Source organism: Spectribacter acetivorans (assembly GCF_031846305.1).
Taxonomy (GTDB): Bacteria; Pseudomonadota; Gammaproteobacteria; order Nevskiales; family Salinisphaeraceae; genus Spectribacter; species Spectribacter acetivorans.
Genome location: NZ_JAVRHY010000010.1, coordinates 38,188 through 63,598 on the forward strand (window position 1 = coordinate 38,188; position 25,411 = coordinate 63,598).

The 25,411-nt window shown below is 66.6% G+C and carries 29 protein-coding genes and 1 other RNA gene; 22 read left to right on the plus strand and 8 right to left on the minus strand.

Annotated elements, in window-relative coordinates:
- Positions 1-48: 48 nt before the first annotated feature.
- From sohB to RM531_RS11285, 8 genes are all read left to right on the plus strand, one after another.
- On the plus strand, positions 49-1,071 hold the full coding sequence (gene sohB, locus RM531_RS11250) for a protease SohB (RefSeq protein ID WP_311659357.1): 1,023 nt from the start codon (positions 49-51) through the stop codon (positions 1,069-1,071).
- Positions 1,072-1,139: 68 nt separating this feature from the next.
- On the plus strand, positions 1,140-1,766 hold the full coding sequence (locus RM531_RS11255; RefSeq protein WP_311659358.1) for a YbhB/YbcL family Raf kinase inhibitor-like protein: 627 nt from the start codon (positions 1,140-1,142) through the stop codon (positions 1,764-1,766).
- Between the two features lie 84 nt (positions 1,767-1,850).
- Entirely contained in the window at positions 1,851-3,227 is a 1,377-nt protein-coding gene (locus RM531_RS11260; protein WP_311659359.1) for a DegQ family serine endoprotease, read from the plus strand.
- 103 nt (positions 3,228-3,330) lie between these two features.
- Complete coding sequence (locus RM531_RS11265; RefSeq protein WP_311659360.1) at positions 3,331-3,531, plus strand: hypothetical protein; 201 nt, start codon at positions 3,331-3,333, stop codon at positions 3,529-3,531.
- The gene (locus RM531_RS11270; RefSeq protein WP_311659361.1) at positions 3,528-3,845 is read left to right on the plus strand and encodes a cell division protein ZapA; all 318 of its coding nucleotides are present in this window, start codon (positions 3,528-3,530) and stop codon (positions 3,843-3,845) included. Before RM531_RS11265 ends, RM531_RS11270 begins: the two co-directional genes overlap by 4 nt.
- Before the next feature lie 21 nt (positions 3,846-3,866).
- A non-coding RNA gene (ssrS, locus tag RM531_RS11275) (6S RNA) lies at positions 3,867-4,048 on the plus strand.
- On the plus strand, positions 4,045-4,626 hold the full coding sequence (locus RM531_RS11280; protein WP_311659362.1) for a 5-formyltetrahydrofolate cyclo-ligase: 582 nt from the start codon (positions 4,045-4,047) through the stop codon (positions 4,624-4,626). Before ssrS ends, RM531_RS11280 begins: the two co-directional genes overlap by 4 nt.
- A 35-nt stretch (positions 4,627-4,661) precedes the next feature.
- The gene (locus RM531_RS11285) at positions 4,662-5,123 is read left to right on the plus strand and encodes an EVE domain-containing protein (protein WP_311659364.1); all 462 of its coding nucleotides are present in this window, start codon (positions 4,662-4,664) and stop codon (positions 5,121-5,123) included.
- A 16-nt stretch (positions 5,124-5,139) separates the two neighbouring features.
- Here the strand turns inward: RM531_RS11285 and ilvA are convergent, their stop codons facing one another.
- Positions 5,140-6,717, minus strand: a complete 1,578-nt coding sequence (gene ilvA / locus RM531_RS11290; RefSeq protein ID WP_311659366.1) for a threonine ammonia-lyase, biosynthetic — start codon at positions 6,715-6,717, stop codon at positions 5,140-5,142.
- A gap of 115 nt (positions 6,718-6,832) precedes the next feature.
- Between ilvA and proC the strand changes: the two genes are divergently transcribed.
- The 4 genes from proC to metW are packed head-to-tail and all read left to right on the plus strand — an operon-like array spanning position 6,833 to position 10,018.
- The gene (proC, locus tag RM531_RS11295) at positions 6,833-7,657 is read left to right on the plus strand and encodes a pyrroline-5-carboxylate reductase (RefSeq protein ID WP_311659368.1); all 825 of its coding nucleotides are present in this window, start codon (positions 6,833-6,835) and stop codon (positions 7,655-7,657) included.
- A gap of 44 nt (positions 7,658-7,701) precedes the next feature.
- Complete coding sequence (locus tag RM531_RS11300) at positions 7,702-8,238, plus strand: YggT family protein (protein ID WP_432280512.1); 537 nt, start codon at positions 7,702-7,704, stop codon at positions 8,236-8,238.
- 8 nt (positions 8,239-8,246) lie between these two features.
- Positions 8,247-9,395: a homoserine O-succinyltransferase MetX gene (gene metX, locus RM531_RS11305; RefSeq protein WP_311659370.1), complete on the plus strand. Its 1,149-nt coding sequence runs from the start codon at positions 8,247-8,249 to the stop codon at positions 9,393-9,395.
- Positions 9,392-10,018, plus strand: coding sequence for a methionine biosynthesis protein MetW (gene metW, locus RM531_RS11310; protein ID WP_349255436.1), 627 nt, complete (start codon positions 9,392-9,394; stop codon positions 10,016-10,018). The genes metX and metW overlap by 4 nt, the downstream gene beginning before the upstream one ends.
- Positions 10,019-10,051: 33 nt before the next feature.
- Here the strand turns inward: metW and RM531_RS11315 are convergent, their stop codons facing one another.
- The 5 genes from RM531_RS11315 to RM531_RS11335 are packed head-to-tail and all read right to left on the minus strand — an operon-like array spanning position 10,052 to position 14,375.
- Complete coding sequence (locus RM531_RS11315) at positions 10,052-10,504, minus strand: tellurite resistance TerB family protein (RefSeq protein ID WP_311659371.1); 453 nt, start codon at positions 10,502-10,504, stop codon at positions 10,052-10,054.
- Positions 10,505-10,506: 2 nt separating this feature from the next.
- A complete protein-coding gene (locus tag RM531_RS11320; protein WP_311659372.1) occupies positions 10,507-11,163 on the minus strand; it encodes a DUF3047 domain-containing protein in 657 nt (218 codons plus the stop codon).
- Positions 11,160-11,804, minus strand: coding sequence for an alpha/beta hydrolase (locus RM531_RS11325; protein WP_311659373.1), 645 nt, complete (start codon positions 11,802-11,804; stop codon positions 11,160-11,162). Before RM531_RS11325 ends, RM531_RS11320 begins: the two co-directional genes overlap by 4 nt.
- Complete coding sequence (locus tag RM531_RS11330; RefSeq protein WP_311659374.1) at positions 11,805-13,670, minus strand: cation:proton antiporter; 1,866 nt, start codon at positions 13,668-13,670, stop codon at positions 11,805-11,807.
- 48 nt (positions 13,671-13,718) lie between these two features.
- Positions 13,719-14,375 (minus strand): TIGR04211 family SH3 domain-containing protein, encoded by a 657-nt coding sequence (locus RM531_RS11335; protein WP_311659375.1) that lies wholly within the window; start codon positions 14,373-14,375, stop codon positions 13,719-13,721.
- Between the two features lie 229 nt (positions 14,376-14,604).
- Here RM531_RS11335 and RM531_RS11340 point away from each other — a divergent pair, with 229 nt between their 5' ends.
- From RM531_RS11340 to RM531_RS11350, 3 genes are all read left to right on the plus strand, one after another.
- Positions 14,605-15,102 (plus strand): hypothetical protein, encoded by a 498-nt coding sequence (locus tag RM531_RS11340; RefSeq protein WP_311659376.1) that lies wholly within the window; start codon positions 14,605-14,607, stop codon positions 15,100-15,102.
- A gap of 66 nt (positions 15,103-15,168) precedes the next feature.
- The gene (locus RM531_RS11345) at positions 15,169-15,987 is read left to right on the plus strand and encodes a TatD family hydrolase (RefSeq protein WP_311659377.1); all 819 of its coding nucleotides are present in this window, start codon (positions 15,169-15,171) and stop codon (positions 15,985-15,987) included.
- A 115-nt stretch (positions 15,988-16,102) separates the two neighbouring features.
- Positions 16,103-16,807 (plus strand): OmpA family protein, encoded by a 705-nt coding sequence (locus tag RM531_RS11350; protein ID WP_311659378.1) that lies wholly within the window; start codon positions 16,103-16,105, stop codon positions 16,805-16,807.
- An 89-nt stretch (positions 16,808-16,896) separates the two neighbouring features.
- Here the strand turns inward: RM531_RS11350 and ilvD are convergent, their stop codons facing one another.
- Positions 16,897-18,582, minus strand: a complete 1,686-nt coding sequence (ilvD, locus tag RM531_RS11355) for a dihydroxy-acid dehydratase (protein ID WP_311659379.1) — start codon at positions 18,580-18,582, stop codon at positions 16,897-16,899.
- Between the two features lie 116 nt (positions 18,583-18,698).
- A complete protein-coding gene (locus RM531_RS11360) occupies positions 18,699-19,331 on the minus strand; it encodes a peroxiredoxin (RefSeq protein WP_311659380.1) in 633 nt (210 codons plus the stop codon).
- A gap of 157 nt (positions 19,332-19,488) precedes the next feature.
- Between RM531_RS11360 and cutA the strand changes: the two genes are divergently transcribed.
- The 7 genes from cutA to prmA all read left to right on the plus strand — a co-directional run bounded on the left by cutA (position 19,489) and on the right by prmA (position 25,405).
- The gene (gene cutA, locus RM531_RS11365) at positions 19,489-19,827 is read left to right on the plus strand and encodes a divalent-cation tolerance protein CutA (RefSeq protein ID WP_311659381.1); all 339 of its coding nucleotides are present in this window, start codon (positions 19,489-19,491) and stop codon (positions 19,825-19,827) included.
- Positions 19,824-21,608, plus strand: coding sequence for a protein-disulfide reductase DsbD (gene dsbD / locus RM531_RS11370; RefSeq protein WP_311659386.1), 1,785 nt, complete (start codon positions 19,824-19,826; stop codon positions 21,606-21,608). The genes cutA and dsbD overlap by 4 nt, the downstream gene beginning before the upstream one ends.
- Positions 21,605-22,114: a TlpA family protein disulfide reductase gene (locus RM531_RS11375; protein WP_311659388.1), complete on the plus strand. Its 510-nt coding sequence runs from the start codon at positions 21,605-21,607 to the stop codon at positions 22,112-22,114. The genes dsbD and RM531_RS11375 overlap by 4 nt, the downstream gene beginning before the upstream one ends.
- Before the next feature lie 121 nt (positions 22,115-22,235).
- On the plus strand, positions 22,236-22,685 hold the full coding sequence (aroQ, locus tag RM531_RS11380) for a type II 3-dehydroquinate dehydratase (protein WP_311659389.1): 450 nt from the start codon (positions 22,236-22,238) through the stop codon (positions 22,683-22,685).
- Between the two features lie 23 nt (positions 22,686-22,708).
- The gene (gene accB / locus RM531_RS11385) at positions 22,709-23,167 is read left to right on the plus strand and encodes an acetyl-CoA carboxylase biotin carboxyl carrier protein (protein ID WP_311659390.1); all 459 of its coding nucleotides are present in this window, start codon (positions 22,709-22,711) and stop codon (positions 23,165-23,167) included.
- A 7-nt stretch (positions 23,168-23,174) separates the two neighbouring features.
- Positions 23,175-24,518: an acetyl-CoA carboxylase biotin carboxylase subunit gene (gene accC, locus RM531_RS11390; RefSeq protein WP_311659391.1), complete on the plus strand. Its 1,344-nt coding sequence runs from the start codon at positions 23,175-23,177 to the stop codon at positions 24,516-24,518.
- Positions 24,515-25,405 (plus strand): 50S ribosomal protein L11 methyltransferase, encoded by an 891-nt coding sequence (prmA, locus tag RM531_RS11395; RefSeq protein ID WP_311659392.1) that lies wholly within the window; start codon positions 24,515-24,517, stop codon positions 25,403-25,405. Before accC ends, prmA begins: the two co-directional genes overlap by 4 nt.
- Positions 25,406-25,411: the final 6 nt, after the last annotated feature.

Consider the following 25,411-nt stretch of genomic DNA (forward strand, 5'->3'; position numbering starts at 1 on the left):
GTCGGGTGCAAGCCGTTACACTTTCGCGTTTTCCCCGCCCGGAGCATCATGGAAACTCTCATTTCGCTGGCCGCCGAGTACGGCCTGTTCCTGGCCAAGGCCGTGACCGTGGTCGCGGTGATCGGCCTGCTGGTGGCCTGGATCGCCGGTGCCGTGCAGCAGTCGCGCCAGATCAGCGGCGACGGCCTGGAAATCCACAACGTCAATCAGCGCTTCGACCGCATGGTCGACACGCTGCAGGACGAGTTGCTCGACAAGCCGGCCCGCAAGGCCCGCGACAAGCGCCAGAAGGCCGAGGCCAAGCAGAAGGCCAAGGCGGCCAAGCTGGGCAAGCCGGACAACAAGGGCCGGCTGTTCGTGATCGATTTCGACGGCGATATCCGCGCCTCGGCGGTGACCAACCTGCGTGAGGAAATCACCGCCGTGCTGCAGGTGGCTGAAGCCGAGGATGAAGTCCTGCTGCGGCTGGAATCGGCCGGCGGGCTGGTACACAGCTACGGCCTGGCTGCCTCCCAGCTACGCCGGCTGCGCGACCGGGGCATTCGCTTCACCGCCGCGGTCGACAAGCTGGCTGCCAGCGGCGGCTATCTGATGGCCTGCGTGGCCGACCGCATCGTCGCCGCACCCTTCGCCATCATCGGCTCGATTGGCGTGGTGGGCCAGATGCCCAACTTCAACCGGCTGCTCAAGGAAAAGAACGTCGACATCGAAATGCACACCGCCGGCGAGCACAAGCGCACGCTCACCATGTTCGGCGAGAACAGCGATGCCGGCCGGGCGAAGTTCCGCGAGGAACTCGAATCCACCCATGGCCTGTTCAAGCAGTTCGTGTCGGACAACCGGGCCGATCTGGACGTCGACCGCGTGGCCACCGGCGAACACTGGCATGGCACCCAGGCACTGGATCTCGGCCTGATCGACGCCGTGGGCACCAGCGATGACCTGCTACTGACCGCGGCGAAGGACGAACGGGCCATCTACGAAGTGCGCTGGAAGACCCGCCAGAGCCTGCGCGAGCGGCTTTCCAGCGGGGTGGAATCCACCCTGCAGCGCGTGCTGTCGCGGTTCTAACCAGTGGCTTGCGTGCCGGAGCATCCGACCCCAGTGTCCGATCAGGTTTCGCCCACGAGGAAAGCGTGATGCAACTGACCACCACCGCGTTCGCCGACGGCCAGCCGATCCCCGATCACTACGCCTTTGCGCAGCCGGACGCGGATAACCATTTCCGGTTTTCCGACAACCACAATCCCGATCTGGCCTGGTCGGGCGTGCCGGACGGCACGCAGTCGCTGGTGCTGCTGTGCATCGACCCCGACGCGCCCAGCAAGCCCGATGACGTCAATCAGGAAGACCGCGAAGTGCCGTCGGACCTGCCGCGGGTGGACTTCTTCCACTGGGTGATGGTCGATCTGCCGGCCGATACCGGCGGTATCGATGCCGGCGCGTGTGCGAGTGAGGTCACACCGGGTGGCAAGCGCCAGCCCGCCGGCCCGGCCGGTGCCCGCCAGGGCCTGAACACCTACACCGACTGGTTTGCCGGCGATCCCGACCTGGGCGGCCATTACTACGGCTATGACGGCCCGGCCCCGCCCTGGAACGACAGCATTCCGCACCGCTACGAGTTTCGGCTGATCGCCACCGACCTGCCGCGTTGTCCGGTCGAGGGCGATTTCACCGGCCCGGAGTTACTGGCCGTGCTGGAAGATCACGTGCTGGCCACCGCCTCGGTCACCGGCACCTACACGCTGAACCCGCGGCTGCGCTGAAACTAACCCGCGGCGTTCATGGTCAGACCGGGTAACTGACGCCCGCCCGACGGGTTTCATTCCACAAGCTTCAAGGATTCATCCATGACGATCCGTTCGCTGTTGCTGGCGGGGTTTGCCGCCACCGGCCTTGCCTTCGTACCCGCCGCCCATGCCGAATTGCCCGCGGGCCTGAGCGGTGATCCGCCCACGCTCGCGCCGATGCTGGAAGAGGTAATGCCCGCCGTGGTCGGTATCCAGGTCACCGGCAAGGCACGCCAGACGCCGGATCATCCGATGTTCAACGACCCGTTCTTCCGGCGCTTTTTCGGCATCCCGGATGAACAGCAGCCGCAGCAGCCGCGCGGTGTGGGCTCGGGCGTGATTGTCGATGCGGACGAGGGCATCGTCCTGACCAACAATCACGTGATTCAGGAAGCCGACGAAGTGACCGTGCGGCTTCAGGATGACCGCGAACTGACGGCCGAAGTAGTCGGTACCGACCCGGATTCCGACATCGCCGTTTTGCGCGTGGATGCCGACGATCTCACCGAAATCACGGTGGCCGACTCCGATAACCTCCGGGTCGGCGATTTCGTGGTGGCCATCGGCAACCCCTTCGGCCTGCGCCAGACCGTGACCTCGGGCATCGTCAGCGCCCTGGGCCGCCACGGGTTGGGCAACCGCTACGAGGACTTCATCCAGACCGACGCCTCGATCAACCCCGGCAACTCGGGCGGGGCCCTGGTCAACCTCGAAGGCGAGCTGGTCGGCATCAATACCGCGATCCTGTCCCGCTCCGGCGGCAACATCGGCATCGGCTTTGCCATTCCCACCAACATTGCCAGCACCGTCGTCAAGCAGATCATGGAATTCGGCGAGGTCCGTCGCGGCCAGCTGGGCGTGGTGGGGCAGAACCTCACCAATGAGCTGGCCGACGCCATGGGGCTTGACGAGACCCAGGGCGTGCTGATTGCCCAGGTGGTGGAAGACTCCCCCGCGGACCAGGCCGGCATCAAGGAACGCGACGTGATCACCGGCATCAACGGCAATGACATCAAGGACTTCTCGGAACTGGCCAATGCCATCGGGCTGCGGTCACCCGGCGAAAAGGTGCGCATCAAGCTGTTGCGCGACGGCGAGACCCGCAACGTCACCGCCACCCTGAGCAAGGCCGACGACAGCCAGGCCAGCGCCGGTAGCGAAGACAGCGGCTTCCCTGCCCTGGAAGGCGCGAAGATCGGCGCCATTCCGGAGGATCACGACCTGGCCGGCGAGATCGAAGGCGTGGCGGTGCTCGACATCGCACGTGGCAGCCCGGCTGCCTCTTCCGGCCTGCGCCCGGGCGATATCATCACCTCGGTCAACCGCCGGCCGGTGGACTCCCTCGAGGCCTTCCGCGAACTCGTCAACAGCGACGCCCAGCAGCTGCTGTTGCACGTGCGCCGGGGCAACGGGGCGCTGTTCCTGCTCGTACGCTAGGTCGTCAATGCCCGACCGCCGACCCGGCCCCGGCCGGGTCGGCATTTGCCTCGCCGGGGCGGCTCCGGTCTATACTCGGCGCATCGTTTACAGTCCTGCGGTCATGGCGGCGTTCGACATCTATCAATTCGAGGATCGGCTCACCGAGCTGCTGGCGGCCTACGAGAAACTCCAGGCCCGTCATCGTGAGCTCGAGAACCGTCACCAGGCGCTGCGCGAGCAGACCAGCCAGCGCCTGCGGTCCCTGGCCGAGCGGCTCAAGGCGCTGGAGGCCGAAGCCGAGGCCGAGGTGTCCGACTCATGACATCCGCCTCCCGCGATCAGACCCAGCTCACCGTGCGCATCCTCGGGCGCGACTACCAGGTCGCCTGTCCCGAGGGCGAGCGTGAAGCGCTGCTGGCGTCCGCCGAATATCTCTCCCGCCGGATGACCACCGTCCAGAAAAAGGGCAAGACCCTGGGGATGGAGCGCATCGCGGTAATGACCGCACTCAACATGGCGCGGGATCTGCTCGACATGGAACAGCGCCGCAAGCGCGCCCCCGTCGACGACGAAGCCAGCGACCGGCTCTCCCAGTTGCAGCTGCGCATCGAATCCGCGCTTGATGACAACCGGTAGCGGCGAGTAGCATGTCGTTCGGCTCTCCTGCCGTGTTCGACGGTTGCCGGGTACCCCTTGAGCCTAAGTATTAAACCCGGGGTCATGAAGCATCGCTGGTGAGCAGGTCCGCCTCGCAGCGGAAAGCCTAAGGCGACGTGGTTGGCCCCACTTGAGCGTTTGTCTCAAGGTCACAGGCCACCGACGGCACAGGCGGGAGATGCCGACTTTTCCAGACAGCCACGATCCCGACGCGCGTCAGCGCCTGCGGCGGTCGTTGCAGGCCGCCCGACGGCGGCTCGAACCACGCCAGCGACAGCGGGCCACCGATCGCGCCCTGGCACGGCTGTGCCGCCTGCCCGAGTTCACCCGCGCCCGATCCATCGCAATCTACCGTGGCGTGGGCGCCGAGATCGACCCCGCACCGCTTGCCGACCCCGGCCGCCGGTACTTTGCCCCGGTTGTCCGCAATCAGATGCTGGTTTTCCGCCCGTGGCATGCGCCGATGTGGCGCGCCAACCACTTCGGTATTCCGGAACCCGTGGGTACCGACTACCCGGCGCAGGCCATGGATGTGGTGATCACCCCGCTGGTCGGCTTCGACCCGGCCGGCAACCGGCTGGGCATGGGCGGCGGCTTCTATGACCGCAGCTTCGCCTTTCTGCGGCACCGCCACTGGCGCAAGCCGCGGCTGATCGGCCTGGCCTTCGATGTGCAGCGGGTGGACGCGCTGGCCGCCGCCGAGTGGGACGTGCCGCTCGACGCCATCGTCACCGAATCCGGGGTGATCCGGCCGCGGTAGAATCGGGCGCCGAATTCGCCGAGGAGTCTCTAGCCATGCGCTACTGGTTGATGAAGTCCGAGCCCGAGGAATTCAGTCTCGAGGATCTGCGCAACCGGCCCGACCAGACCGAGCCCTGGGACGGTGTACGCAACTACCAGGCCCGCAACTTCATGCGCGACGACATGAAAAAGGGCGACAAGGTCTTCTTTTACCATTCCAACTGCGCCGAACCGGGGATTGTCGGCATCGCCACCATCGCCCGCGAGGCCTACCCCGACCCCACCGCGTTCGACCCGGACGACAGCCACTACGACCCGAAGTCCGATCCCGACAAGCCGCGCTGGTACCACGTGGACGTGGGGTTCGAGCGAGCCCTGAAACGCACGATAAGCCTCAAGGAGCTCAAGGAACACCCGGAAGCGCTGGACGGGTTCGCGCTGATCCGCCGCGGCAATCGGTTATCGGTGATGCCGGTGGACGAGGCGCACTGGCGCTACATCCTGTCGCTGGAATAGGCGCCCGCGCGCCGGATCAGTCGCCGGCCAGGAAAAAGCCGTAGGCCGGGTTGTCGCTCTCTTCCTCGTACTCGTAGCCCAGTTTGTCCAGGGATGCGCGACAGGCGTCGCGCTCGCCCGATGGCACCTGCATGGCGGCCAGCACCTGGCCGTAGGCGTGACCGTGGTTGCGGTAATGAAACAGGGAGATGTTCCAGCGATCCCCGACGTTGTCGAGGAAGTTCAGCAGCGCCCCCGGACGTTCCGGAAACTCGAACCGGAACAGCATTTCATCCGCCACGCCGGACGTCCGCCCGCCAACCATGTAGCGCACATGCAGCTTGGCCATTTCGTTGGCACTGAGGTCGGTTACCGCGTAACCCTCGGCTTCCAGTAGCTGGATGATCCGGTCGCGTTCGGCCGGACCGTCGGTGAGCTTGACGCCGGCGAAGATGTGCGCCTCGCCCGGCCCCGAGTAGCGGTAGTTGAATTCGGTGATACCGCGCACCCCGAGCGCCTGGCAGAAGGCGCGAAACGCGCCGGGGCGCTCGGGGATGGTGACGGCCAGCAACGCCTCGCGATGCTCGCCCAGTTCGGCCCGTTCGGCGATGTAGCGCAGGCGATCGAAGTTGACGTTGGCACCACTCAGGACCGCTGCCAGCGACTGACCGCTGACCCCGGTCTCGGCCACGTATTTCTTCAGGCCGGCCAGGGCCAGGCCGCCGGCCGGTTCGGCCAGGGCGCGGGTATCCTCGAAAATATCGCGCACCGCGGCCGAGATCTCGTCGGCGGACACGGTGATCATGGCATCGACACAGCGCTGGGCCACGCGAAAGGGCTCTTCCCCGGCGCAGCGCACTGCCGCGCCGTCGGCGAACAGCCCCACGTGATCCAGGGTGATGCGCTCGCCGGCTTCCAGCGCGCGGGTCATGCTGGGGGCGTCATCGGGTTCCACCCCGATCACCCGGATATCCGGCCGCACGCTTTTCACGTAGGCGCTGACACCGGCGATCAGGCCGCCGCCGCCCACGCAGCAGAAAATGGCGTGGAGGTCATCCGGATGCTGTTGCAGGATCTCCATGCCGATGGTGCCCTGGCCGGCGATGACCTCGGGATCATCGTAGGGATGCACGTAGGTCAGCGAGTCGCGAACGGCCAGTTCATTGGCATGCGCCGCGGCCTCGTCGAAGCTGTCGCCGTGGAGGATGATCTCCCCGCCGAACGAGCGCACCGCTGCGACCTTGATCGACGGCGTGGTCCGCGGCATGACGATCACCGCGCGGATGCCCAGCTTCTGTCCGGACAACGCCACCCCCTGGGCGTGGTTGCCGGCCGACGCACAGATCACGCCGCGGGCGCGCTGCTCGTCGCTCAGGCCCGCAATCTTGTTATAGGCCCCGCGCAGCTTGAAGGAGTGGACCGGCTGCAGGTCCTCGCGCTTGAGCAGGACGTTGTTGCCCAGCCGATCGGACAACTGAACGGCACGCTCAAGCGGCGTCTCGATGGCCACGTCATACACCCGGGCCGCGGCGATGCGCCGCAGATACTCGGCGTCACCCACGTCCACGGCCTGGGCTTCGGGACGGACGGAATCAGCGGTCAGGTCGGTTACCATGTCAGGGCGTCATTGGGCGCAAACGCTATCGTAACAGGCAGGCCCGGCGGGCAGTGTGGGCAGGCTGGCAGGCCATCCAGTATCATGCCGCGCTGGTCCTGATTCACGATCTGGTATGCCCGATACAATCGCGTTCATCGGCGGTGGAAACATGGCAACAAGCCTGATCGGCGGGCTATTGGCCAGCGGTCACCCCGGCGCTGACGTGGCGGTGATCGAACCGGATGCGGACAAGCGCGCGGCGCTGACCGAACGTTTCGGTGTCCGGACCGCGGCGGCGCCGGCGGAATTGTTGCCGCAGGCCAGCATCTGGGTACTGGCGGTCAAGCCGCAGATCATGGCCACCGTGGTCGGCGAGTTGGCGCCGCTGGCCGGACAGGTGCGGCCGCTGGTGATTTCCATTGCCGCCGGGGTACCGCTGGCGGCACTCGCCCGGTGGCTGGACGCCGATCTGCCCCTGGTTCGCAGCATGCCCAACACCCCGGCGCTGATCGGGGCCGGCGTCACCGCCCTGTTCGCCGGTGAACACGTTAATGCCAACCAGCGCGAGGCCGCCGAAACCGTACTGGCCGGTGCCGGGGAAACGCTATGGGTGGACCGCGAGGACGATCTCGACGCGGTCACCGCCACCTCCGGCAGCGGTCCGGCCTACTTCTTCGCCTTCATGGAGGCGATGCAGGCGGCCGCCGAGGAACTCGGCCTGGATCGGGAAACCGCTGCCCGGCTGGTGCGACAGACCGCCCTGGGTGCCGCCCGCATGGCCGTGGAGTCCGGCGATTCACCCACCACCCTGCGAACCAACGTCACCTCGCCCGGCGGCACCACCGAGCGGGCGCTGACCATTCTCGACGAAGGCGGTTTCGATCTGCTCGTGGCGGAGGCCATGCGGGCCGCCGCCGGCCGCTCGCGCGAGCTGGCCGCGCAAATCGCCGACCAATAGCCCAAGGGAGCCCCATGGCCACCGGCAATGCCAACAATGCCCTGATGTTCCTGGTGGACACGCTGTTCGCGCTGTACATCATCGTGCTGCTGCTGCGGATGCTGCTGCAGATCGCGCGCGCCGATTTCCACAATCCGATCTCGCAGTTCGTATGGCAGGTCACCAATCCCCCGGTCGGCGTGCTGGCTCGGGTGATTCCCCGCTGGCGCAACATCGACCTGGCGGCGCTGGCCCTGGCGGTGCTGCTGTGCGCCATCAACATCCAGGTGGATATCTGGCTGTATCCGGAGGCAATCGCCGCGCAGCCGGTCGCAATCGCCTGGTGGGCGCTGCTCAAGACCCTGGTCATGGTGTGCAACCTGTTCACCTTCACCATCCTGATCCAGGCCCTGGCCAGCTGGCTGACGCCGGGGCACCACACCCCGGCCACGGCGGTGCTGTGGAGCGTGAACGAGCCGCTGCTGCGACCGGTGCGCCAGTACGTGCCGCCGATCGGCGGGCTCGACATCTCGCCGCTGGTGGTAATCATCGGGCTGCAGGTGATCAGCCGGCTGCTGCCGCTGCCGGGTCTGTTCCGGTAACCCACCGAATGGCACGCGCCCGGTCCTCCAATTCGGTCGGCATTGTCACGCCGCAGTCCCTGCAGGTGGCGGAGCCCCTGCCCCTGGACTGCGGCAAGAGCTTCGGCCCCTACGAGCTGGTCTACGAAACCTACGGCGAACTCAACGCGGCTCGCAGCAACGCCATCCTCGTGTGCCATGCGCTATCCGGCAATCACCATGCCGCCGGCTACCACGGCCCGGACGATGACAAGCCCGGCTGGTGGGACAAGTGCATCGGCCCCGGCAAGCCCTTCGATACCGACCGCTTCTTCGTGGTCTGCCCGGCCAATCTGGGCGGTTACCAGGGATCGACCGGCCCGGGCGACCACAACCCCGCCACCGGCCGGCCCTACGGCCCCGATTTCCCGGTGGTAACGGTGGCCGACTGGGTGCGCTCGCAACGCCTGCTGCAACAACACCTGGGCATCGATTGCTGGGCCGCAGTGGCCGGCGGCAGCCTCGGTGCCATGCAGGTGATGCAGTGGTCGATCGACTACCCCGACGCGCTGCGCCACGCGCTGGTGATCGCCGCGGCGCCGCGACTATCGGCGCAGAACATCGCCTTCAACGAGATCGCCCGACAGGCTATCGTCACCGATCCGGAGTTCCACGGCGGCCGCTACTACGAGCACGGCGTGGTGCCGCGACGTGGTCTGATGCTGGCCCGGATGCTCGGCCACATCACCTATCTTTCCGACGAGGCCATGCGCGCCAAGTTCGGCCGCGATCTGCGCGGCGGCCGGATCAACTACGGATTCGATGTCGAGTTCCAGGTGGAGTCCTATCTGCGCTATCAGGGTCAGTCGTTCGTGGACCGATTCGACGCCAACACCTATTTGCTGATGACCAAGGCCCTGGACTACTTCGACCCGGCCGCCCGGGCCGACGGCAAGCTGGCCCAGGCCTTCGCCCCGGCGCTGGCCCGCTTCCTGGTGATTTCCTTCACCTCGGACTGGCGTTTTTCACCGGCCCGGTCGCGGGAGATCGTGGATGCCCTGGTTGATGCCGGCAAGCACGTCAGTTACGCCGAGATCACGTCCGATGTCGGCCACGATGACTTCCTGCTGACCATGCCCCACTACGTTCGTACCCTGAACGGGTACCTCGACCGGGTGGCCGAGGAGGCCGGCGTATGAGTACGGACCCAGCCGTATCGGAAACCGGCGAGCTGCGCGCCGACCTGGACATCATCAGCCGCTGGATCGAGCCGGGCGCGCGGGTGCTCGATCTCGGCTGCGGCGACGGCACCCTGCTGGCACGGCTGATGGCCACCCAGGGCGTGACCGGTTACGGGCTGGAGATCAATCCGGATAACGTCATCGCCTCGGTGGCGGCGGGCGTCAACGTCCTGCAGCTGGACCTGGACGACGGCCTGTCCCAGTTCGAGGACGACAGCTTCGATGTGGTACTGATGACCGCGGCCCTGCAGGAAGTGCGGCGCCCCGATCTGCTGCTGGCGGAAATGCTGCGCATCGGGCGTGAAAGCGTGGTGACCTTCCCCAACTTCGGCCACTGGAAACCGCGCCTGTCGATCGCCCTGCGCGGGGTGATGCCGATATCCCGGGCAATGCCGGACGAGTGGTACGACACCCCCAATATCCACCTGTGCACGGTTCGGGATTTCGAGCGGCTGTGCCGCATGCTCGGCATCAACATTACGCGGCGTCACATGGTCAATCACGCCCACCGCAGCACTTGGGGCATGCGCCTGCTGCCCAACCTGCTGGGTGAAATCGCGCTTTACCGGCTGCGGCGGTAGTCAGGCGGGCCACACGCCCGGACCCGACGGCTGTCAGGTGGCGTCGCCCTGGACTGCCAGCTTGGCCTGAATGAATTCCCGGTGCGGCAGATGCAGCAACTCGGCCAGATGCCGCAGCAGATGCTCCTCGTGCGCGTCCAGATGGGCGTCGGCATAGGCCACGCGCCAGAGCATTTCCAGCACCCGGCGCTTGTCGGCCAGGTCCATGCCATCGTTGAGCACCTGGATGAACCGGTGCAGGGAGATCGCTTCCTGCTGCGCCGGCCGCGCCGCTTGCAGCAGATCGGCGACTTCGTCGTCGGTCAGATGAAAGGTCTCGCGCAGCAGCCGCCGGATCTCGTCCTGTTCACGGGGATCATGGTCGTGATCGGCGTGTTCCATTTCCAGCAGCAATACTGCCGCGGCCAGCTCGCGTGTGTGCTCGGGGTCGGTATCCCGGGTGGCGGGATCGGCCAGCGTGGCCTTGAGTTGTTCCAGCAGATTCACGTCTAGTGTGTCCTTGTCGGGCTGTCGCTGAGGTAAATGTCGCCGAACCAGGCGCGACCGCGGCCGCCGTGGTTGTCGCAGTCCACCATCAGGGCAATGCCGTCGATGTGGTCGGTATCGCGATCGAAGTGTTCGCGAAAATCGGCCCGGACATCGCGTACTTCGTGCTGCCAGCCGCCGGTCCCGCTTTCGACCACGACCATCATGGCCTGTTCCTTGAACGGGTTGGGCCAGGCGGCCCCGACCGGTTCCCGGCTGGCCCAGACGTAGTTGATGGCGCGGGTGCGCCAGATGCGCCAGCCACCGTCGATTACCGCGTACACTCGGGCGGGGAAATCATCCCCGGCCCGGGTGCGCTCATCCAGATCGGCGTACACGTCATCGATCTGCCAGGACCAGTGCAGATACGGCGTGCGCTCGAGGTCGATGCGCTGTTCGGTGCCGAATACGGAGGCGCTATCATCGCATTGCCCGCGCAACACCCGGCGCCCGTCCTTTTCCACCAGTTCGTAGTCGCTGGCGGGGATATCGTCGAAGCCGCGGGTCTGCCAGCCATCGGTCTCGCCGCGAGAGAAGCGGCCGAGATCGACCCGGTCTGCCATCGCCGGCCCAACTACCAGCCAGAGCAGGGTCGGGACCAGCCACCGCAGGGCACTCACACCGGCTCCGCCAGCAGGAAGTCGCTGACCACCTGTTTAAGCTCGCCCAGACGGCCGTGAAAGAAGTGGCCGGCCTCGGGCATCCAGTGCATCTGCGGCGGTGTCATCAACCCGGTCAGCGCCGCGCGTGCCGCTTCCGGATCGGCGATCTCGTCCGCACTGCCGTGCACCGCCAGCCAGGGGCAATCCGGCGTCGGCAGTTTGTCCTCGAAATAGCCGGCCGGCAGCCCGACCGTGACCAGCGCCTTGGCACCGTCGGCGCCCGCAACCCGCAACGCCGTAGCCGCGCCAAAGGAAAATCCCATCAGTACGATCGGCAACCCGCCGGATGCCTCCCGGGCATGGGCGATGGCGGCCCGGCAATCGTCCTGTTCGCCAACGCCGTGGTCATGCTCACCCTCGCTGTCGCCCACACCGCGAAAATCGAATCGCAGCGTATCGAATCCGGCCGCCCGGGCAGCCCGGCCGAGGGTGGTGACCACCTTGTTCTGGCGCGTGCCGCCATGCAGCGGGTGCGGGTGGCAGATAACGGCGCTGCCTTGCGACGCCTCGGCAGCGGTTTCGACAGTCGCGGCCAGATTTCCCGCCGGCCCCGGCAGGCTGACCTCCCGGCGCTGATTGCGGTCGGGCCAGGCCATCATTCAGGCGTCGGGCTTATCGCCGGCATCCGCATCGTCAGCGTCTTCCGTGTCATCCGGCCGCGTGGTCTGCGAACGGCGCGGCGCGTAGTAGACGATGGTATCGCCCGCCGACGGGCGGTGGCCGTTCCGGTACGCCGGCCGGAACAGCAGGATGCCGTCCTGGTAGAGCACCGCGATCACGAAAGCTTCCGGCGGCAGGTCGCGCCGGAAATCCTCGTAGCCGTAGGTGTCGCTGAGCTTGGCCTTGAAGAACTGCCAGTTCTGGAAGTGCCGGCGCCACAGCTCCTCGTACTGGGCGTTCTCGTGAAACGCCGGCCGGCCCCGCAGCGGCTGGGCCACCAGCTTGGCCTCGTTGCTCTGGTCGGCGGCGTACATCGGCAGCTGGAACACGCGGTCGTGCTCCAGGTTTTTCGAGAAAGCATTGCAAACCAGCGCGTTGTAGGCATCGTTGCTGGTGGCCGCAAGCAGACAGGCGATTTCGTTCAACTCCAGGGATTGCTGGATCTGATCCGACAGCACTTCCCCGTACAGCACCCGCACGCCGGCCAGCCGGGCCTGACGAAGCCGGTGCCAGCTGGAATCCACCAGCAGGGTCGATACATTCAGTTCGTTGGTCAGCGCCCGGGCCAGTTCCGTGGTCCAGGGCGAGGCGCCGACGATCAGCACCCCATGGGGGTCGGCGGACAATCGCAGCCAGCGGGACAGCCGGCCGAGGGTAAAACCGTGCAGGATCACGGTGGAGAACACCACTGCGAAGATCAGCGGCAGCAGCAGCTCGGCCCCGTCGTAGCCGGCCTCGACCATGAACGGCCCGAACACACCGGCCACCGCCGCTGCCACGATGCCGCGCGGGGCGATCCAGGCCAGCAGCACCCGGTCGCGCCAATCCATGCCGGAGAACATGGTGGACAGCAGCACGGCCGCCGGCCGCACCACGAACATCACCGCCAGCACCAGGGCGGCGGCGTGCCAGTCCAGATGCGACAGCACCTGGGGATCGAGATCGGCCGTGAGCACGACGAACACCACGGCCACCATCAGGATGGTGATGTATTCCTTGAACCGCCGCAGTTCGACCATGCCGGCGATCTGCATGTTGCCCATCACCATGCCCATGACCGTGACCGCCAGCAGGCCGGCCTCGGCAAACACCATGTTGGCGAGGGTGTAAATCACCAGCACCAGCGCGAAGGTGGCCGGTGCCTTGAGGTATTCCGGCACCAGCGTGCGGTTGAACGCCCAGCCCAGCGCGTAGCCGGTGCCGGCGCCCATGACCAGTGACACCAGCAGGGCCCAGCCCAGATCGACGAACACCTGGGCGCCGTTGCTGGTGTCGCCGGTGACCACGAAATACTGGAATACCAGCACCGCCAGCAGCGCGCCGATGGGGTCGTTGATGATGCCTTCCCACTTCAGGTACGACGCCGTCCGGCGGTTCAGGCCGGCCTGACGCAGCATGGGAATGATTACGGTGGGCCCGGTGACAATCAGGATCGCCCCGAATACCAGCGACACCGGCAGCGACAGGCCACCGATGAAATAGGCCGCCGTGCTGGCGAAGGTCCAGGTCAGGGCCGCGCCCACGGTGATCAGCCGTTTCACCCCGGCCGCGGCTTCGCGGAATTCGTGCCAGTGCAGGCTCAGCCCGCCCTCAAACAGGATCACCGCCACCGCCAGCCCGACCACCGGCCGCAGGATATCCCCGAAGTCGGCGCTGGGATCCACCAGCCCCAGCACGGGCCCGGCGAGCACGCCGGACACCAGAAACAGCACGATGGCGGGCATGCGCAGCCACCACGCCGCCCACTGGGAGAACACGCCCAGAAAGACGATCAGAACCAGGGTATGGCCGAGCTGATGTTCCATCGATGATCTCGATTGACGGCGCGGATGCGGCCGTTGGGGAAGGCCGCGCTAGATCGAATCCCAGCTATTGCGGGAACGCCGCCGGAACAGCGGCAGCACCAGCCCGAGCAGTACACCTGCCAGGAGGATGATGGCACCCACCTTCATGCCGTCACGCCGGCTCTGCAGGGCCTGATTCTCGTGGCGCAGGCGCTCGACCTCGCTTTCCATCGACAGGATCTGCTCGCGGAATTCCTGGTTCTCGCGATTGATCCGGATGGCGTTGGCGGACGCTTCCTTGATCTGGCTGAGTTCCTGCTTGAGCGACTTGTTCTCGGCGATCAGCTCTTCCTTCAGCGAGCCCAGTTCGGAAGAGCCCTCCAGTGCCTCCGACAACTCCTCCCGCAGCGAGGCATTGCTCTGCTCCAGTTCCGCCACCCGCTCGCGCATCTCCGCAAGCTGGGTGCGGGCGGCCGGCTCGTTCGACAGGAAACGGGTCAGCACCCAGCCGTCCGAGCCGCCTTCCGTGCGGACATGGGTCCAGCCGTCGCCGGTCTCGATGACCGTCACCGGTTCGCCGGCGTCCAGCAGCTGCGTAATGCGGTAGTCGTTGCCCGGCCCGCGCCGCAGATTGATGGAAAGTTCGTCGCTGACATAGCGATCCGCCGCCGAGGCGGCGGTGACCACGAAAACCAGCAACACGGCAAGAGATACGCGCGACGACATAAGCCCCATAGCCCACCAGACAGCCAAACGGAAAAGGCGCGAGATTGTAGCAAGTCACCGCAAGCTGCGAGGCCTACCGGGGCCATCGCCTGCCCCGGGGCCCGCAGCCGGGTGCCGATCGCGGTCCGACAATGCGTCTTGCCAGAGGTTCAGCGCGCCGCTAACCTCGATACCCAAGTGAATAAAACAGTTACCGGTGCATGACCGGTTCGAGGGGGAGGGGAACACCATGTGGAAACGGATTGTGGCTATCGGGGCGGTCTGTCTCGGCGCATCCGGCGGCGCGGCCGCCGAGTTCGATTACGGCACAAATGCATCGCTGTATCTGAGCTTCGGCTTCGACAGCCCCGCCAACACCGACGCCGCCGGCCTCAAGTACGGGCTGCGCCTAGACCACGACTGGCGGGTGGCGCAACAGGGGCGGGATGCCGCACTGGTGGAATGGCAGCTGGACGGTAACGGCTTCGACCACATCCGGCTGGGCGGTGCGCCGATCGTCTCGCGCGAGCTGATCCTGCGCCAGGATGACGAATCCGGCGGCGTGGTCGACTACCTCAAGAACAACATCGGCACCGTCGCGCTGGCAGCCAGCGGCGCGGTTCTGCTGTTTCTGGTGGTGGACGGCGCCATCGACGAAGGCGATCGGGAACCCGGCGGTGCCGGCGCCCCCGCCAACGACATCAACTGCGACGGCCCGGACCGCCCGCCGGCCTGCCAGGGCCCCTGATTCCGGGCGGGCCGCCGCCACACCTGCCGGTCCCCTGCCCTCCACTACCGACGGGATGCCGACGGCATGGACGACCTGATCGACATCGGCGCCAATCTGGCGCACGAAAGCTTTGACGCTGACCTGGACGCGGTGCTCGACCGGGCCCGCGAGGCGGGCGTGTCACAGATCGTGGTCACCGGCTCGGATGCCACCAGCAATGGCCGTGCCGCCGAGCTGGCGCGCGCCTACCCGGGTCGGCTGCATGCCACCGCCGGGCTGCACCCGCATCATGCCGATCAGGCCGACTCCGATCTGTATGCGCAGATTACCGCAGCCGCGCGCGACGGCCGGATCGTGGCGGTGGGCGAAACCGGACTGGATTTCTTCCGTGACCTGTGCCCGCGAGCCACCCAGGAACGCGTGTTTGCCCGGCAGCTCGAGATCGCGGCGGCCACCGGTCTGCCCGTTTTTCTGCACCAGCGGGACGCTCACGACCGCTTCATTTCGGTGCTGCGGGAACACCGCGACGCGCTGGGCGATTGCGTGGTGCACTGCTTCACCGCCGACCGCCGCGCCCTGTTCGAATGTCTCGACCTGGACTGTCATATCGGCATTACCGGCTGGATCTGCGACGAGCGCCGCGGCCATCATCTGCTGGATATCGTCGATAGCGTGCCCGCCGAGCGGCTGATGATCGAGACCGACGCCCCCTATCTGATGCCCCGCAGCATTCACCCGAAACCGCGTACCCGGCGCAACGAGCCCATGCATCTGCCCCACGTACTCGCGCGGCTGGCCGAAGCCCGGGGGGCCATGCCCGAGGCGCTGGCCCGCAGCACCAGCGCGACCGCACGCGCATTCTTCCGCCTGGACGGCACCGCGGCCGAGCGCAAGGCTTCCTGAGAGCTAATGCGGCAGAGCCTGCCCCGTTTCGGGGCAGGCATGAAATCTCCAATTGTCTCCGGCTTCGTTTGCCGATAAGGTCATGTTGCTCGCACAAAAAAATGGTGGAGGACTCATGGGGAATTGGACACTGGTCAAGGGATTCGCGGCGGTTGCCTGCTCGGGGGCCTTGATGGGGTTGCCGGCAACCAGCGCGCTGGCAGACAACCACTCGGGCGGCGATGGCGCCTACTGGACCAATCCGGACGGTGAAGTCTGGGTGAATGCGGACGGTGAATGCTGGTATACGCCGAACGCGCCCAAGGAAGAGCCGCGCGAAGAATGCGGCGACAAGGTGGCGCAGGCCGAACCCGAGCCGAAGGATTCCGACGGCGACGGCGTGATCGACGCCAACGATGAGTGCCCGGGAACACCGGCCGGCACGGAAGTGGACTCAGTCGGCTGCCCGGTGGAAAAGGACGCGCCGATCGTGCTGAAGGGCGTGAAGTTCGAATTCAACTCGGCGAAGCTCACCGCTGGTGCGGAAAGCCGGCTCGATAACGTGGTCAATGCGCTCACGTCAGCGGACGGCATTGATGTTCGCATCGAAGGCCACACCGACAGCATCGGTTCCAACGAGTACAACCTCGAGTTGTCTCAGGACCGGGCCGATTCGGTGAAAGCCTACCTGGTGGACAACGGCATCGCTGCCAGCCGCATGGTGACTCGCGGCTTCGGTGAGACGCGCCCGGTGGCGCCGAACACCCAGCCGGACGGCAGTGACAACCCGGCCGGTCGTGCCGAAAACCGCCGCGTGGAACTGCACGTCATCGACGAGTAGTCGATCACCGGTGGGTTGATCAGGCCCGGTCCGCGTTTCGCGGGCCGGGCCTTTTCGTTGGCGGACCAGCCAATAAATCCGACGGCGAATCAGTCGGTAACAGCACCCCGGCTGGCGGTCGACACCAGCCGCGCATACTTGGCCAGCACGCCACGGGTCACCCGCGGTGCCGGTGCCTGCCAGGCCGCGCGACGGCGCTCGAACTCGACATCGTCGACCTCGAGCCGAAGCAGCCGGCGGTCGGCGTCGATGGTGATGGTGTCGCCCTCCTCGACCAGCGCAATGCCCCCGCCCACGGCGGCCTCAGGCGCCACGTGGCCCACCACCATGCCGTAGGTGCCGCCGGAGAAGCGGCCATCCGTGATCAGGCCGACCTTGTCGCCCAGCCCGCGGCCGATCAGCGCCGACGTGGGCGACAGCATTTCCCGCATGCCCGGTCCGCCTTTCGGCCCTTCGTAGCGAATCACCACCACGTCGCCGGCCCGGATGCGATCCTCCAGGATGGCGCCCATCGCCTCTTCCTCGGAATCAAACACCCGCGCCGGGCCGGTGATCGCGGCCTTCTTCAGGCCGGTGATCTTGGCCACGGCGCCTTCCTCGGCCAGGTTGCCCTTCAGAATGGCGAGGTGGCCGGCCGCATAGACCGGGTCGTTCATCGGCCGGATCACGCCCTGCCCGGCCGGCGGCTCGTTCGGTACCTCGGCCAGTACCTCGGCCAGAGTCGCGCCGGTGATGGTCCGGCAGTCTCCGTGCAGCAATCCGGCATGGAGCAGCATCTTCATCACCTGCGGCACGCCGCCCGCGGCGTGCAAGTCCACGGTGAGGTAGCGGCCCGAGGGCTTGAGATCGCACAGCACCGGCACCCGTCCGCGGATGCGTTCGAAATCGTCGATGCTCAGTTCGACTTCCGCCGCGTGGGCGATCGCCAGCAGGTGCAGCACCGCATTGGTGGAACCGCCCAGCGCCATGATGACCGCGATGGCATTCTCGAACGCCTTCCGGGTGAGCAGGTCGCGCGGCCGAATATCCTGTTCGATTGCCTGAACCAGGACGCGGGCCGACGCGGCGGCACTCTCGCCCTTCTCGTCGTCCTCCGCCGCCATGGTGGAGGAATACGGCAGGCTCATGCCCATGGTCTCGAACGCGCTGGACATGGTGTTGGCCGTATACATGCCGCCACAGGAGCCGGCGCCGGGGCAGGCATTGCATTCCACCGCCCGCAACCGCTCGTTGTCGATGGTGCCGGCCGAGAACTGGCCCACCGCCTCGAAGATCGACACCAGGTTGAGGTCCTCCCCATCCAGCTTGCCCGGCTTGATGGTGCCGCCATAGACGAAGATGGCGGGGATGTTCATGCGGGCCATGGCGATCATGGCGCCCGGCATGTTCTTGTCGCAGCCGCCCAGGGCCACCACGCCATCCATGCTCTCGGCCTGGCAGGCGGTCTCGATGGAATCAGCGATCACCTCGCGCGATACCAGCGAATACTTCATGCCCGGCGTGCCCATGGAAATGCCGTCGGACACGGTGATGGTGCCGAAGGTCTGGGCCTTGGCCCCGCCAGTTTCCAGCGCCTCGACGGTGCGGTCGGTCAGCGCATTGAGCCCGACATTGCAGGGGGTGATGGTCGAGTAGCCGTTGGCCACCCCGACGATCGGCTTGTCGAAGTCGGCGTCGGAATAGCCCATTGCGCGCAGCATGCCGCGATTGGGCGCGCGCGCCAGCCCCTGCGTGATCACGCTGCTGCGGCGCTTGCGCTCGTCACTCTGGCCCATCTGGAAACTCCCGGTAGCGTGGGGAAAGCGGGCTATTATGCCCGCTTCATGAGCGCCCACAAAAAAGGGGCGCCCGCCTCGGGCGCCCCGTCATGCAGGCACGAGACCGACCGTGATCAGCCCGGCTGCCGGGTCACGCGCAGGTAGGGCTTGAGTTCCTTCCAGCCATCGGGAAAGTGCTCGCGCGCCTCGTCGTCTGACAGCGTTGGCAGAATGATCACGTCCTCGCCGGCCTGCCAGTTCACCGGCGTAGCCACCTTGTGGCCGTCGGTCAGCTGGATCGAATCGATCACCCGCAGGATTTCAGCGAAGTTGCGGCCAGCGCTCTTCGGGTAGGTCATGGTCATGCGAACCTTCTTGTTCGGGTCGATGACGAACACCGACCGCACCGTGGAGGTGTCGCCCGCCCCCGGATGGATCATGTCGTAGAGTTCGGAAACCTTGCGATCCGGATCGGCGATGATCGGGAAGTTCACCGCGCTGCCCTGGGTTTCCTCGATGTCACCCGACCAGGCGCGATGGTCTTCCACCGAGTCCACCGACAGCACGATCGCCTTGGCGTTGCGCTTGTCGAACTCGGCCTTCAGGCGCGCCGTCTCGCCAAGTTCGGTGGTGCAGACCGGCGTGAAATCGGCGGGGTGAGAATAGAAAACCACCCAGGAATCCCCGATCCAGTCGTGAAAACGGATGCGGCCTTCGGTGGTATCGGCTTCGAAATCCGGCGCGGTGTCGCCAAGTCGCAGTGCCATGGGATTACTCCATCGGTTGTATGTTGCTGCCCGGACCGCTGGTTTAAGGGCATATGCCGCGCTTTTCAACCAATGTCATGGTTATATCTTTAGTGACAAAGGGACCAGGTCTTCCTACCATCCGCGGCTACCCTTTCAACGGCAACAGGTTTCATCCGTGACCGAAACCCGCGATACGACGGTTTATATCGTCCACGTCACCTGTCCGGCGCCGGCCGTAGCCAACAAGATTTCGCGCACCCTGGTGGAGGAACAACTGGCGGCCTGCGTCAATGTCGTACCCGGTCTGCAATCGGTTTACCGCTGGCAGGGTCAGGTAGAGGTGGACGAAGAACTTCTGCTGCTGATCAAGACCACGGCGGACCGCTTCGAGTCGCTGAAAACCCGGGTGCTGGCACTGCATCCGGACGAACTCCCCGAGATCCTCGCGGTCCGAGCCGCGAACGGACTGGACGGCTATCTGCAATGGGTCAAGGAGACCACGGAACCCACATGAAGGTATCGAGAGCCGGCCTGGCGCTGCTTCTGCTGACGATCAGCGCCCTCGCATTCGGTCAGTCGGGGCTGCTGCAGAACAGCAATCGCGACTTCCTCCCGGTGGACGAAGCTTTCGTGCTGGATGCCGAGCCCGCCGAGAACAAGCTGACCCTGCATTGGCAGATCGCCGAGGACTACTACCTGTACCGTCACGCCCTCGCCTTCGAACCGGTCGGCGATAACGATCTGCGCCTGGGCGATCCGGAGATTCCGGACGGCGAGGTCCATGAAGACGAGTTCTTCGGCGAAGTGGAAACCTACCGCCGCTCACTGTCGGTGGAAATTCCGATCGAGGGAGACATCGGCGACGATGCCCGCGTGGCGGTCACCTACCAGGGCTGCGCCGACGCCGGCCTCTGCTACCCGCCGGAAACCCGTGAAATTGCACTCGCCGACGGCAGCACCGCATCGCCCTCCCCGGACCCGCCATCGACCGGTTTCCGCGCGGAACAGGACCGGCTGGCCGATACCCTGAGCGGCGACGGGCGGCTGTGGACCCTGGCCACGTTCCTCGGCCTCGGCCTGCTGCTGGCCTTCACCCCCTGCGTGCTGCCGATGATTCCGATCCTGTCGGGCATCATCGTCGGCCAGTCCGGCGCGGTCGGGCCCTGGCGGGGATTGCTGCTGTCATCGGCCTATGTGCTGGCCATGGCGGCCGCGTACACGGTATTCGGCGTAATCGCGGCACTCAGCGGCCTCAACCTCCAGGCGGCGCTGCAATCGCCCTGGGTGGTGGCCCCGTTCGCGCTGGTGTTCCTGGCACTGTCGCTGGCCATGTTCGGCTTCTACCAACTACAGCTACCGGCCGGGCTGCAGGCTCGCCTGTCCGCGGTGGGGCGCGATCGCGGCGGCCTCGCCGGCGCCGGTCTCATGGGCTTCGTTTCAGCACTGATCGTGGGTCCCTGCCTGGCCCCGCCGCTGGCCGGGGCCCTGCTCTACATCAGCACCAGCGGTGACGCGCTGCTGGGCGGCCTGGCCCTGTTCTGCCTGGGCCTGGGCATGGGTCTGCCGCTGATCGTGCTCGGCACGGTGGGCGGTGGCGTGCTGCCGCGTGCCGGACAGTGGATGCAGCATATCAACGCGCTGTTCGGCGTCATCCTGCTGGGCGTGGCCATCTGGCTGCTGGGGCGCATTGTGCCGGGCCCGATCGAACTGGTGCTTTGGGCCGGGCTATTTGCCGGCTATGGGGCACACCTGGGTGCCTTCGGTGGCGCCGCCGGCGCCCACAGCCTGCGCCAGGGCGCCGGCTTGCTGGCGCTGATCTACGCCGCGGTGCTGATCGTGGGCGCCAGCGGTGGCGCAGGCGACCCGCTGCGGCCGCTGGCGCCGTTCACCGGCGGCGGGTCCACGGCTTCTGCTGCCAATCCCGACGCCAGTCCATTCACCCGCCTTCAAAGCAGCGACGCCCTGCGGCAGGCGATGGCGCAGGCTGCCAACGACGGCCAGCCCGCGGTGGTCGACTTTTACGCCGACTGGTGCGTGGAATGCGTCAACATGGAACACCGCGTGTTCAACCAGCCCGAGGTCGGCAATGCGCTGGACGGGGTGGCGGCGCTGCAACTCGACGTGACCGATTACACCAGCGGACAACGCGCCCTGATGCGGGAATTCGGGGTCGTCGGGCCACCCACCATCCTGTTCATCGGCGCCGACGGCGAGGAACGCCGCGACTACCGGCTGATTGGCGAAACCGATACCGCCGGCTTCGTCCGGCGCCTGCGCGACGCGGTCTCGCCGTGAGCCGCCGCACCGCCAGTTGGCTGGTCGGCCTGGCCCTGCTGCTGGCAGGGGGCGGGTTGATCGCCTGGCTACTGATGACGCCGCCGCTGGAACTGCCGGACGTGGCGATCGCGGATCTCGACGGCGAACCGAAAACCCTGGAAAGCTGGGCCGGCAAGATCCGGGTGGTCAACTTCTGGGCCACCTGGTGCAAGCCCTGCCGCGAGGAAGTGCCCATGCTGATCGCCGCACAGCGCGACCTGACTGACCACGACGTGCAGATCATCGGCCTGGCCATGGATGACGCCGACACCGCGGCCCGCTTCGCGCAGGAGTACGAGATCAACTACCCGGTCCTGGCCGACACCAGCGCGGTCATGCGGGTGCAGGATCAACTGCGCGCCGGTCAGGGCCTGCCGGTGACGCTGGTGGTGGATCGCCGCGGGCGCATCGAAGCCCGAGCGGTCGGCGAAATCACCCGCGAGGACCTCGACCGGATGCTGGCCCCGTTGCTGAAACAGCCCTGATTCAGGGCCCGGCAAGCGCAATCTTGCCTCGAACGGGCGCGATCTGGCGCTAAAAAGGCTGGCTGTGTACATCGCCGATCGATTGCGGCACAATCAATGCAACTTCGATCAGGGCGCATGCGTGGCCAAGATTCTCCTGCTCAACGGTCCCAACCTCAACCGGCTGGGGCAACGCGAGCCCGGCCTCTACGGCATGCAGACGCTGGGTGATATCGAGCAGCGCCTGCAGCAGCAGGCGGCCGAGGCCGGCACCGACTTCGCCTGCCTGCAATCGAACGCGGAAGCCGCGCTGATCGAGCGTATCCATCAGGGCGCTGAAGAAGGGGTGGACATGATCCTGTTCAACCCGGCGGCGTTCACGCACACCAGCGTCGCGCTGCGCGACGCGCTGCTGGCGGTGGATACGCCCTTCATCGAGATTCATCTGTCGAACATCTGGGCGCGGGAAGCATTCCGGCACCACTCCTATTTTTCCGATATCGCCGTCGGCGTGATCAGCGGGCTGGGCGCCCAGGGTTACGACCTGGCCATGCAGGCGGCACTGGCGCGGCTCGCCGCCGACCGCGCCTGACCACAACAAACAGGGGAACCAGCGTGGACATACGCAAGCTCAAGAAGCTCATCGAGCTGGTCGAATCCTCGGGCATTGCCGAGCTCGAGATCAGCGAGGGCGAGGAATCCGTGCGCATCGGCCGTTATCCGCCGGCCGGCAGCATGCCCACCAGCGCACCTCCCGCGGCCGCGCCGCCGCCCGCCGCACCGGAACCGGCCGGCCAGGCCGCGGCGGCCGAATCCACCCCGGCCGATGACACGCCGGATGGCCACATCGTGCGCGCTCCGATGGTGGGTACGTTCTATCGAGCCCCCTCGCCGGACGCCGACGCCTACGTGGAGGTGGGCGACCGCGTGGCCTCCGATCAGACGCTGTGCATCATCGAAGCGATGAAGATGCTCAACCAGATCGAAGCCGATGCAAGCGGCGAAATCACCGCCATCCTGGTCGAAAACGGGCAGCCCGTGGAGTTCGACCAGCCCCTGTTCGTGATCGGCTGAGCCCGCCATGCTGGACAAGGTTCTGATTGCCAACCGCGGCGAAATCGCGCTGCGCATCCTGCGGGCCTGCCGCGAACTGGGCATCGACGTGGTCGCCGCCTACTCCACCGCCGACCGGGAGCAGAAGCATGTGCTGCTGGCCGAAGAGGCCGTGTGCATCGGCCCGGCGCCGGCCGCCCAGAGCTACCTGAACATGGCGGCGCTGATGAGCACCGCCGAGGTCACCGGTGCCACCGGCATCCATCCCGGGTACGGGTTCCTGTCCGAGAACGCGGATTTCGCGGAATCGGCCGAGCGCTCGGGCTTCATCTTCATCGGCCCCACGGCCGAAACCATCCGGCTGATGGGGGACAAGACCTCCGCCATCCAGGAAATGCAGACCGCCGGCGTGCCCTGCGTGCCCGGCTCGGGCGGCCCGCTGGCCGATGACGACGCCGAGAATCGCCGGATTGCCAAGGAGATCGGCTACCCGGTCATCGTGAAGGCCGTGGGCGGCGGCGGCGGCCGCGGCATGCACGTGGTCTACGAACAATCCGCGCTCGCCGGGGCGATCGACATGGCCCGGCGAGAGGCGGCGAGCGCCTTCGGCAATCCGCTGGTCTACATGGAAAAATACCTGGAAACCCCGCGGCATATCGAAATCCAGGTGCTGGCTGACCATCACGGCAATGTCATCCATCTGGGCGAACGTGACTGTTCGGTGCAGCGACGCAACCAGAAGGTGATCGAGGAAAGCCCGGCCCCCGGCATCACGCCGGAGGAACGCGAGCGCATCGGTGAACTGTGCGTGGCAGCCTGCCAGCGTATCGGCTATCGCGGGGCGGGTACCTTCGAGTTCCTGTACGAGAACGGCGAATTCCATTTCATCGAGATGAACACCCGCATCCAGGTGGAGCATCCGGTGACCGAAATGGTCACCGGGGTGGATCTGGTAGCCGAACAGCTGCGCATCGCCGACGGCCAGAAACTGCGCTGGTCTCAGGAGGACATCCGCTTCACCGGCCACGCGATCGAATGCCGGATCAATGCCGAGCACCCGGAAACCTTCGTGCCGGCCCCGGGGCGGATCGAGAAGTATCACGCCCCCGGCGGCCCCGGCATCCGGGTCGACTCGCACGCCTACGGCGGGTACACGGTGCCGCCGCATTACGACTCCATGATCGGCAAGCTGATCGCCCACGGCGAGAACCGTGTCGCAGCCAGCGCCCGGATGCGCAACGCCCTGACCGAGATGGTGGTGGAGGGCATCCACACCAATATAGCGCTGCATCAGCGCATTCTCGGCGAGCGCGCCCACATCGACGGCGGCGTGCACATCCACTATCTCGAACAGCTGCTGCGCGGGTCGTGATCGGGTCAGCGCCCGCATGGCTGCAGATCGAGGCCAGCGGGGCCAGCCCGGCCCTGCTGGAGGCGGTCCTGGAAGCAGAAGGTGCGGTCGCCGTCACCGTCAGCGGCTCGGGCGACGAAATGCTGGTGGAAACCGCCCCCGGCCAGTCGCCGGCCTGGACGCAAGCGGCCGTCACCGGCCTGTTCCCCGGCGACCGCGATCCCGCCGAGCTCGCCGCGGCACTGCGTGACGCCCTGGCGCCGCGGTCGATCGACTGCCGCCCCGCCCTGATCGAAGACCGCGACTGGGTGCGGGCCTGGATGCAGGATTACCGTCCCATGCGTTTCGGCCGGCGGCTGTGGGTCTGTCCGCACCACGCCGAGGTCGAAGCCGACCCGGATTCGGTGGATCAGGTAGTGATCCGGCTGGACCCCGGCCTCGCATTCGGCACTGGTACCCACCCCACCACCGCGCTGTGTCTGGAGTGGCTGGATGCCCACCCACCCGCGGGCCGCCGCGTGCTTGACTACGGCTGCGGCTCCGGCGTGCTGGCCCTGGCCGCCGCCCGGCTCGGCGCCACCGACGTGCAAGCGGTGGACATCGACCCGCAGTCGCTGGTCGCTACCCGGGACAACGCCCGCGCCAATCAGCTCGAGCAACGGGTCAAGACGGGCCCGGTGGAAGCCGCGGAGCCGGCAGATCTGGTGCTGGCCAACATCCTGGCCTCGCCGCTGATCGAACTGGCGCCAACACTGGCGTCGCTCGTTCATTCCGGTGGTGGCCTAAGCCTGTCCGGCCTGCTCGCCGAGCAGGCCGACGCCGTCCAGGCGGCCTATGCCGCGGACTTCGACTTCGTGGGCGGTGCCGCCCGTGATGGCTGGGTCCGCCTTGACGCTGTCAGGCACTGAGACCCG

Coding starts and splice junctions, on each gene's coding strand:
- sohB (WP_311659357.1), top strand. CDS start 49: ATGGAAACTCTCATTTCGCTGGCCGCCGAGTACGGCCTGTTCCTGGCC.
- RM531_RS11255 (WP_311659358.1), top strand. CDS start 1,140: ATGCAACTGACCACCACCGCGTTCGCCGACGGCCAGCCGATCCCCGAT.
- RM531_RS11260 (WP_311659359.1), top strand. CDS start 1,851: ATGACGATCCGTTCGCTGTTGCTGGCGGGGTTTGCCGCCACCGGCCTT.
- RM531_RS11265 (WP_311659360.1), top strand. CDS start 3,331: ATGGCGGCGTTCGACATCTATCAATTCGAGGATCGGCTCACCGAGCTG.
- RM531_RS11270 (WP_311659361.1), top strand. CDS start 3,528: ATGACATCCGCCTCCCGCGATCAGACCCAGCTCACCGTGCGCATCCTC.
- RM531_RS11280 (WP_311659362.1), top strand. CDS start 4,045: ATGCCGACTTTTCCAGACAGCCACGATCCCGACGCGCGTCAGCGCCTG.
- RM531_RS11285 (WP_311659364.1), top strand. CDS start 4,662: ATGCGCTACTGGTTGATGAAGTCCGAGCCCGAGGAATTCAGTCTCGAG.
- ilvA (WP_311659366.1), bottom strand. CDS start 6,717: ATGGTAACCGACCTGACCGCTGATTCCGTCCGTCCCGAAGCCCAGGCC.
- proC (WP_311659368.1), top strand. CDS start 6,833: ATGCCCGATACAATCGCGTTCATCGGCGGTGGAAACATGGCAACAAGC.
- RM531_RS11300 (WP_432280512.1), top strand. CDS start 7,702: ATGTTCCTGGTGGACACGCTGTTCGCGCTGTACATCATCGTGCTGCTG.
- metX (WP_311659370.1), top strand. CDS start 8,247: ATGGCACGCGCCCGGTCCTCCAATTCGGTCGGCATTGTCACGCCGCAG.
- metW (WP_349255436.1), top strand. CDS start 9,392: ATGAGTACGGACCCAGCCGTATCGGAAACCGGCGAGCTGCGCGCCGAC.
- RM531_RS11325 (WP_311659373.1), bottom strand. CDS start 11,804: ATGATGGCCTGGCCCGACCGCAATCAGCGCCGGGAGGTCAGCCTGCCG.
- RM531_RS11330 (WP_311659374.1), bottom strand. CDS start 13,670: ATGGAACATCAGCTCGGCCATACCCTGGTTCTGATCGTCTTTCTGGGC.
- RM531_RS11335 (WP_311659375.1), bottom strand. CDS start 14,375: ATGTCGTCGCGCGTATCTCTTGCCGTGTTGCTGGTTTTCGTGGTCACC.
- RM531_RS11340 (WP_311659376.1), top strand. CDS start 14,605: ATGTGGAAACGGATTGTGGCTATCGGGGCGGTCTGTCTCGGCGCATCC.
- RM531_RS11345 (WP_311659377.1), top strand. CDS start 15,169: ATGGACGACCTGATCGACATCGGCGCCAATCTGGCGCACGAAAGCTTT.
- RM531_RS11350 (WP_311659378.1), top strand. CDS start 16,103: ATGGGGAATTGGACACTGGTCAAGGGATTCGCGGCGGTTGCCTGCTCG.
- ilvD (WP_311659379.1), bottom strand. CDS start 18,582: ATGGGCCAGAGTGACGAGCGCAAGCGCCGCAGCAGCGTGATCACGCAG.
- RM531_RS11360 (WP_311659380.1), bottom strand. CDS start 19,331: ATGGCACTGCGACTTGGCGACACCGCGCCGGATTTCGAAGCCGATACC.
- dsbD (WP_311659386.1), top strand. CDS start 19,824: ATGAAGGTATCGAGAGCCGGCCTGGCGCTGCTTCTGCTGACGATCAGC.
- accC (WP_311659391.1), top strand. CDS start 23,175: ATGCTGGACAAGGTTCTGATTGCCAACCGCGGCGAAATCGCGCTGCGC.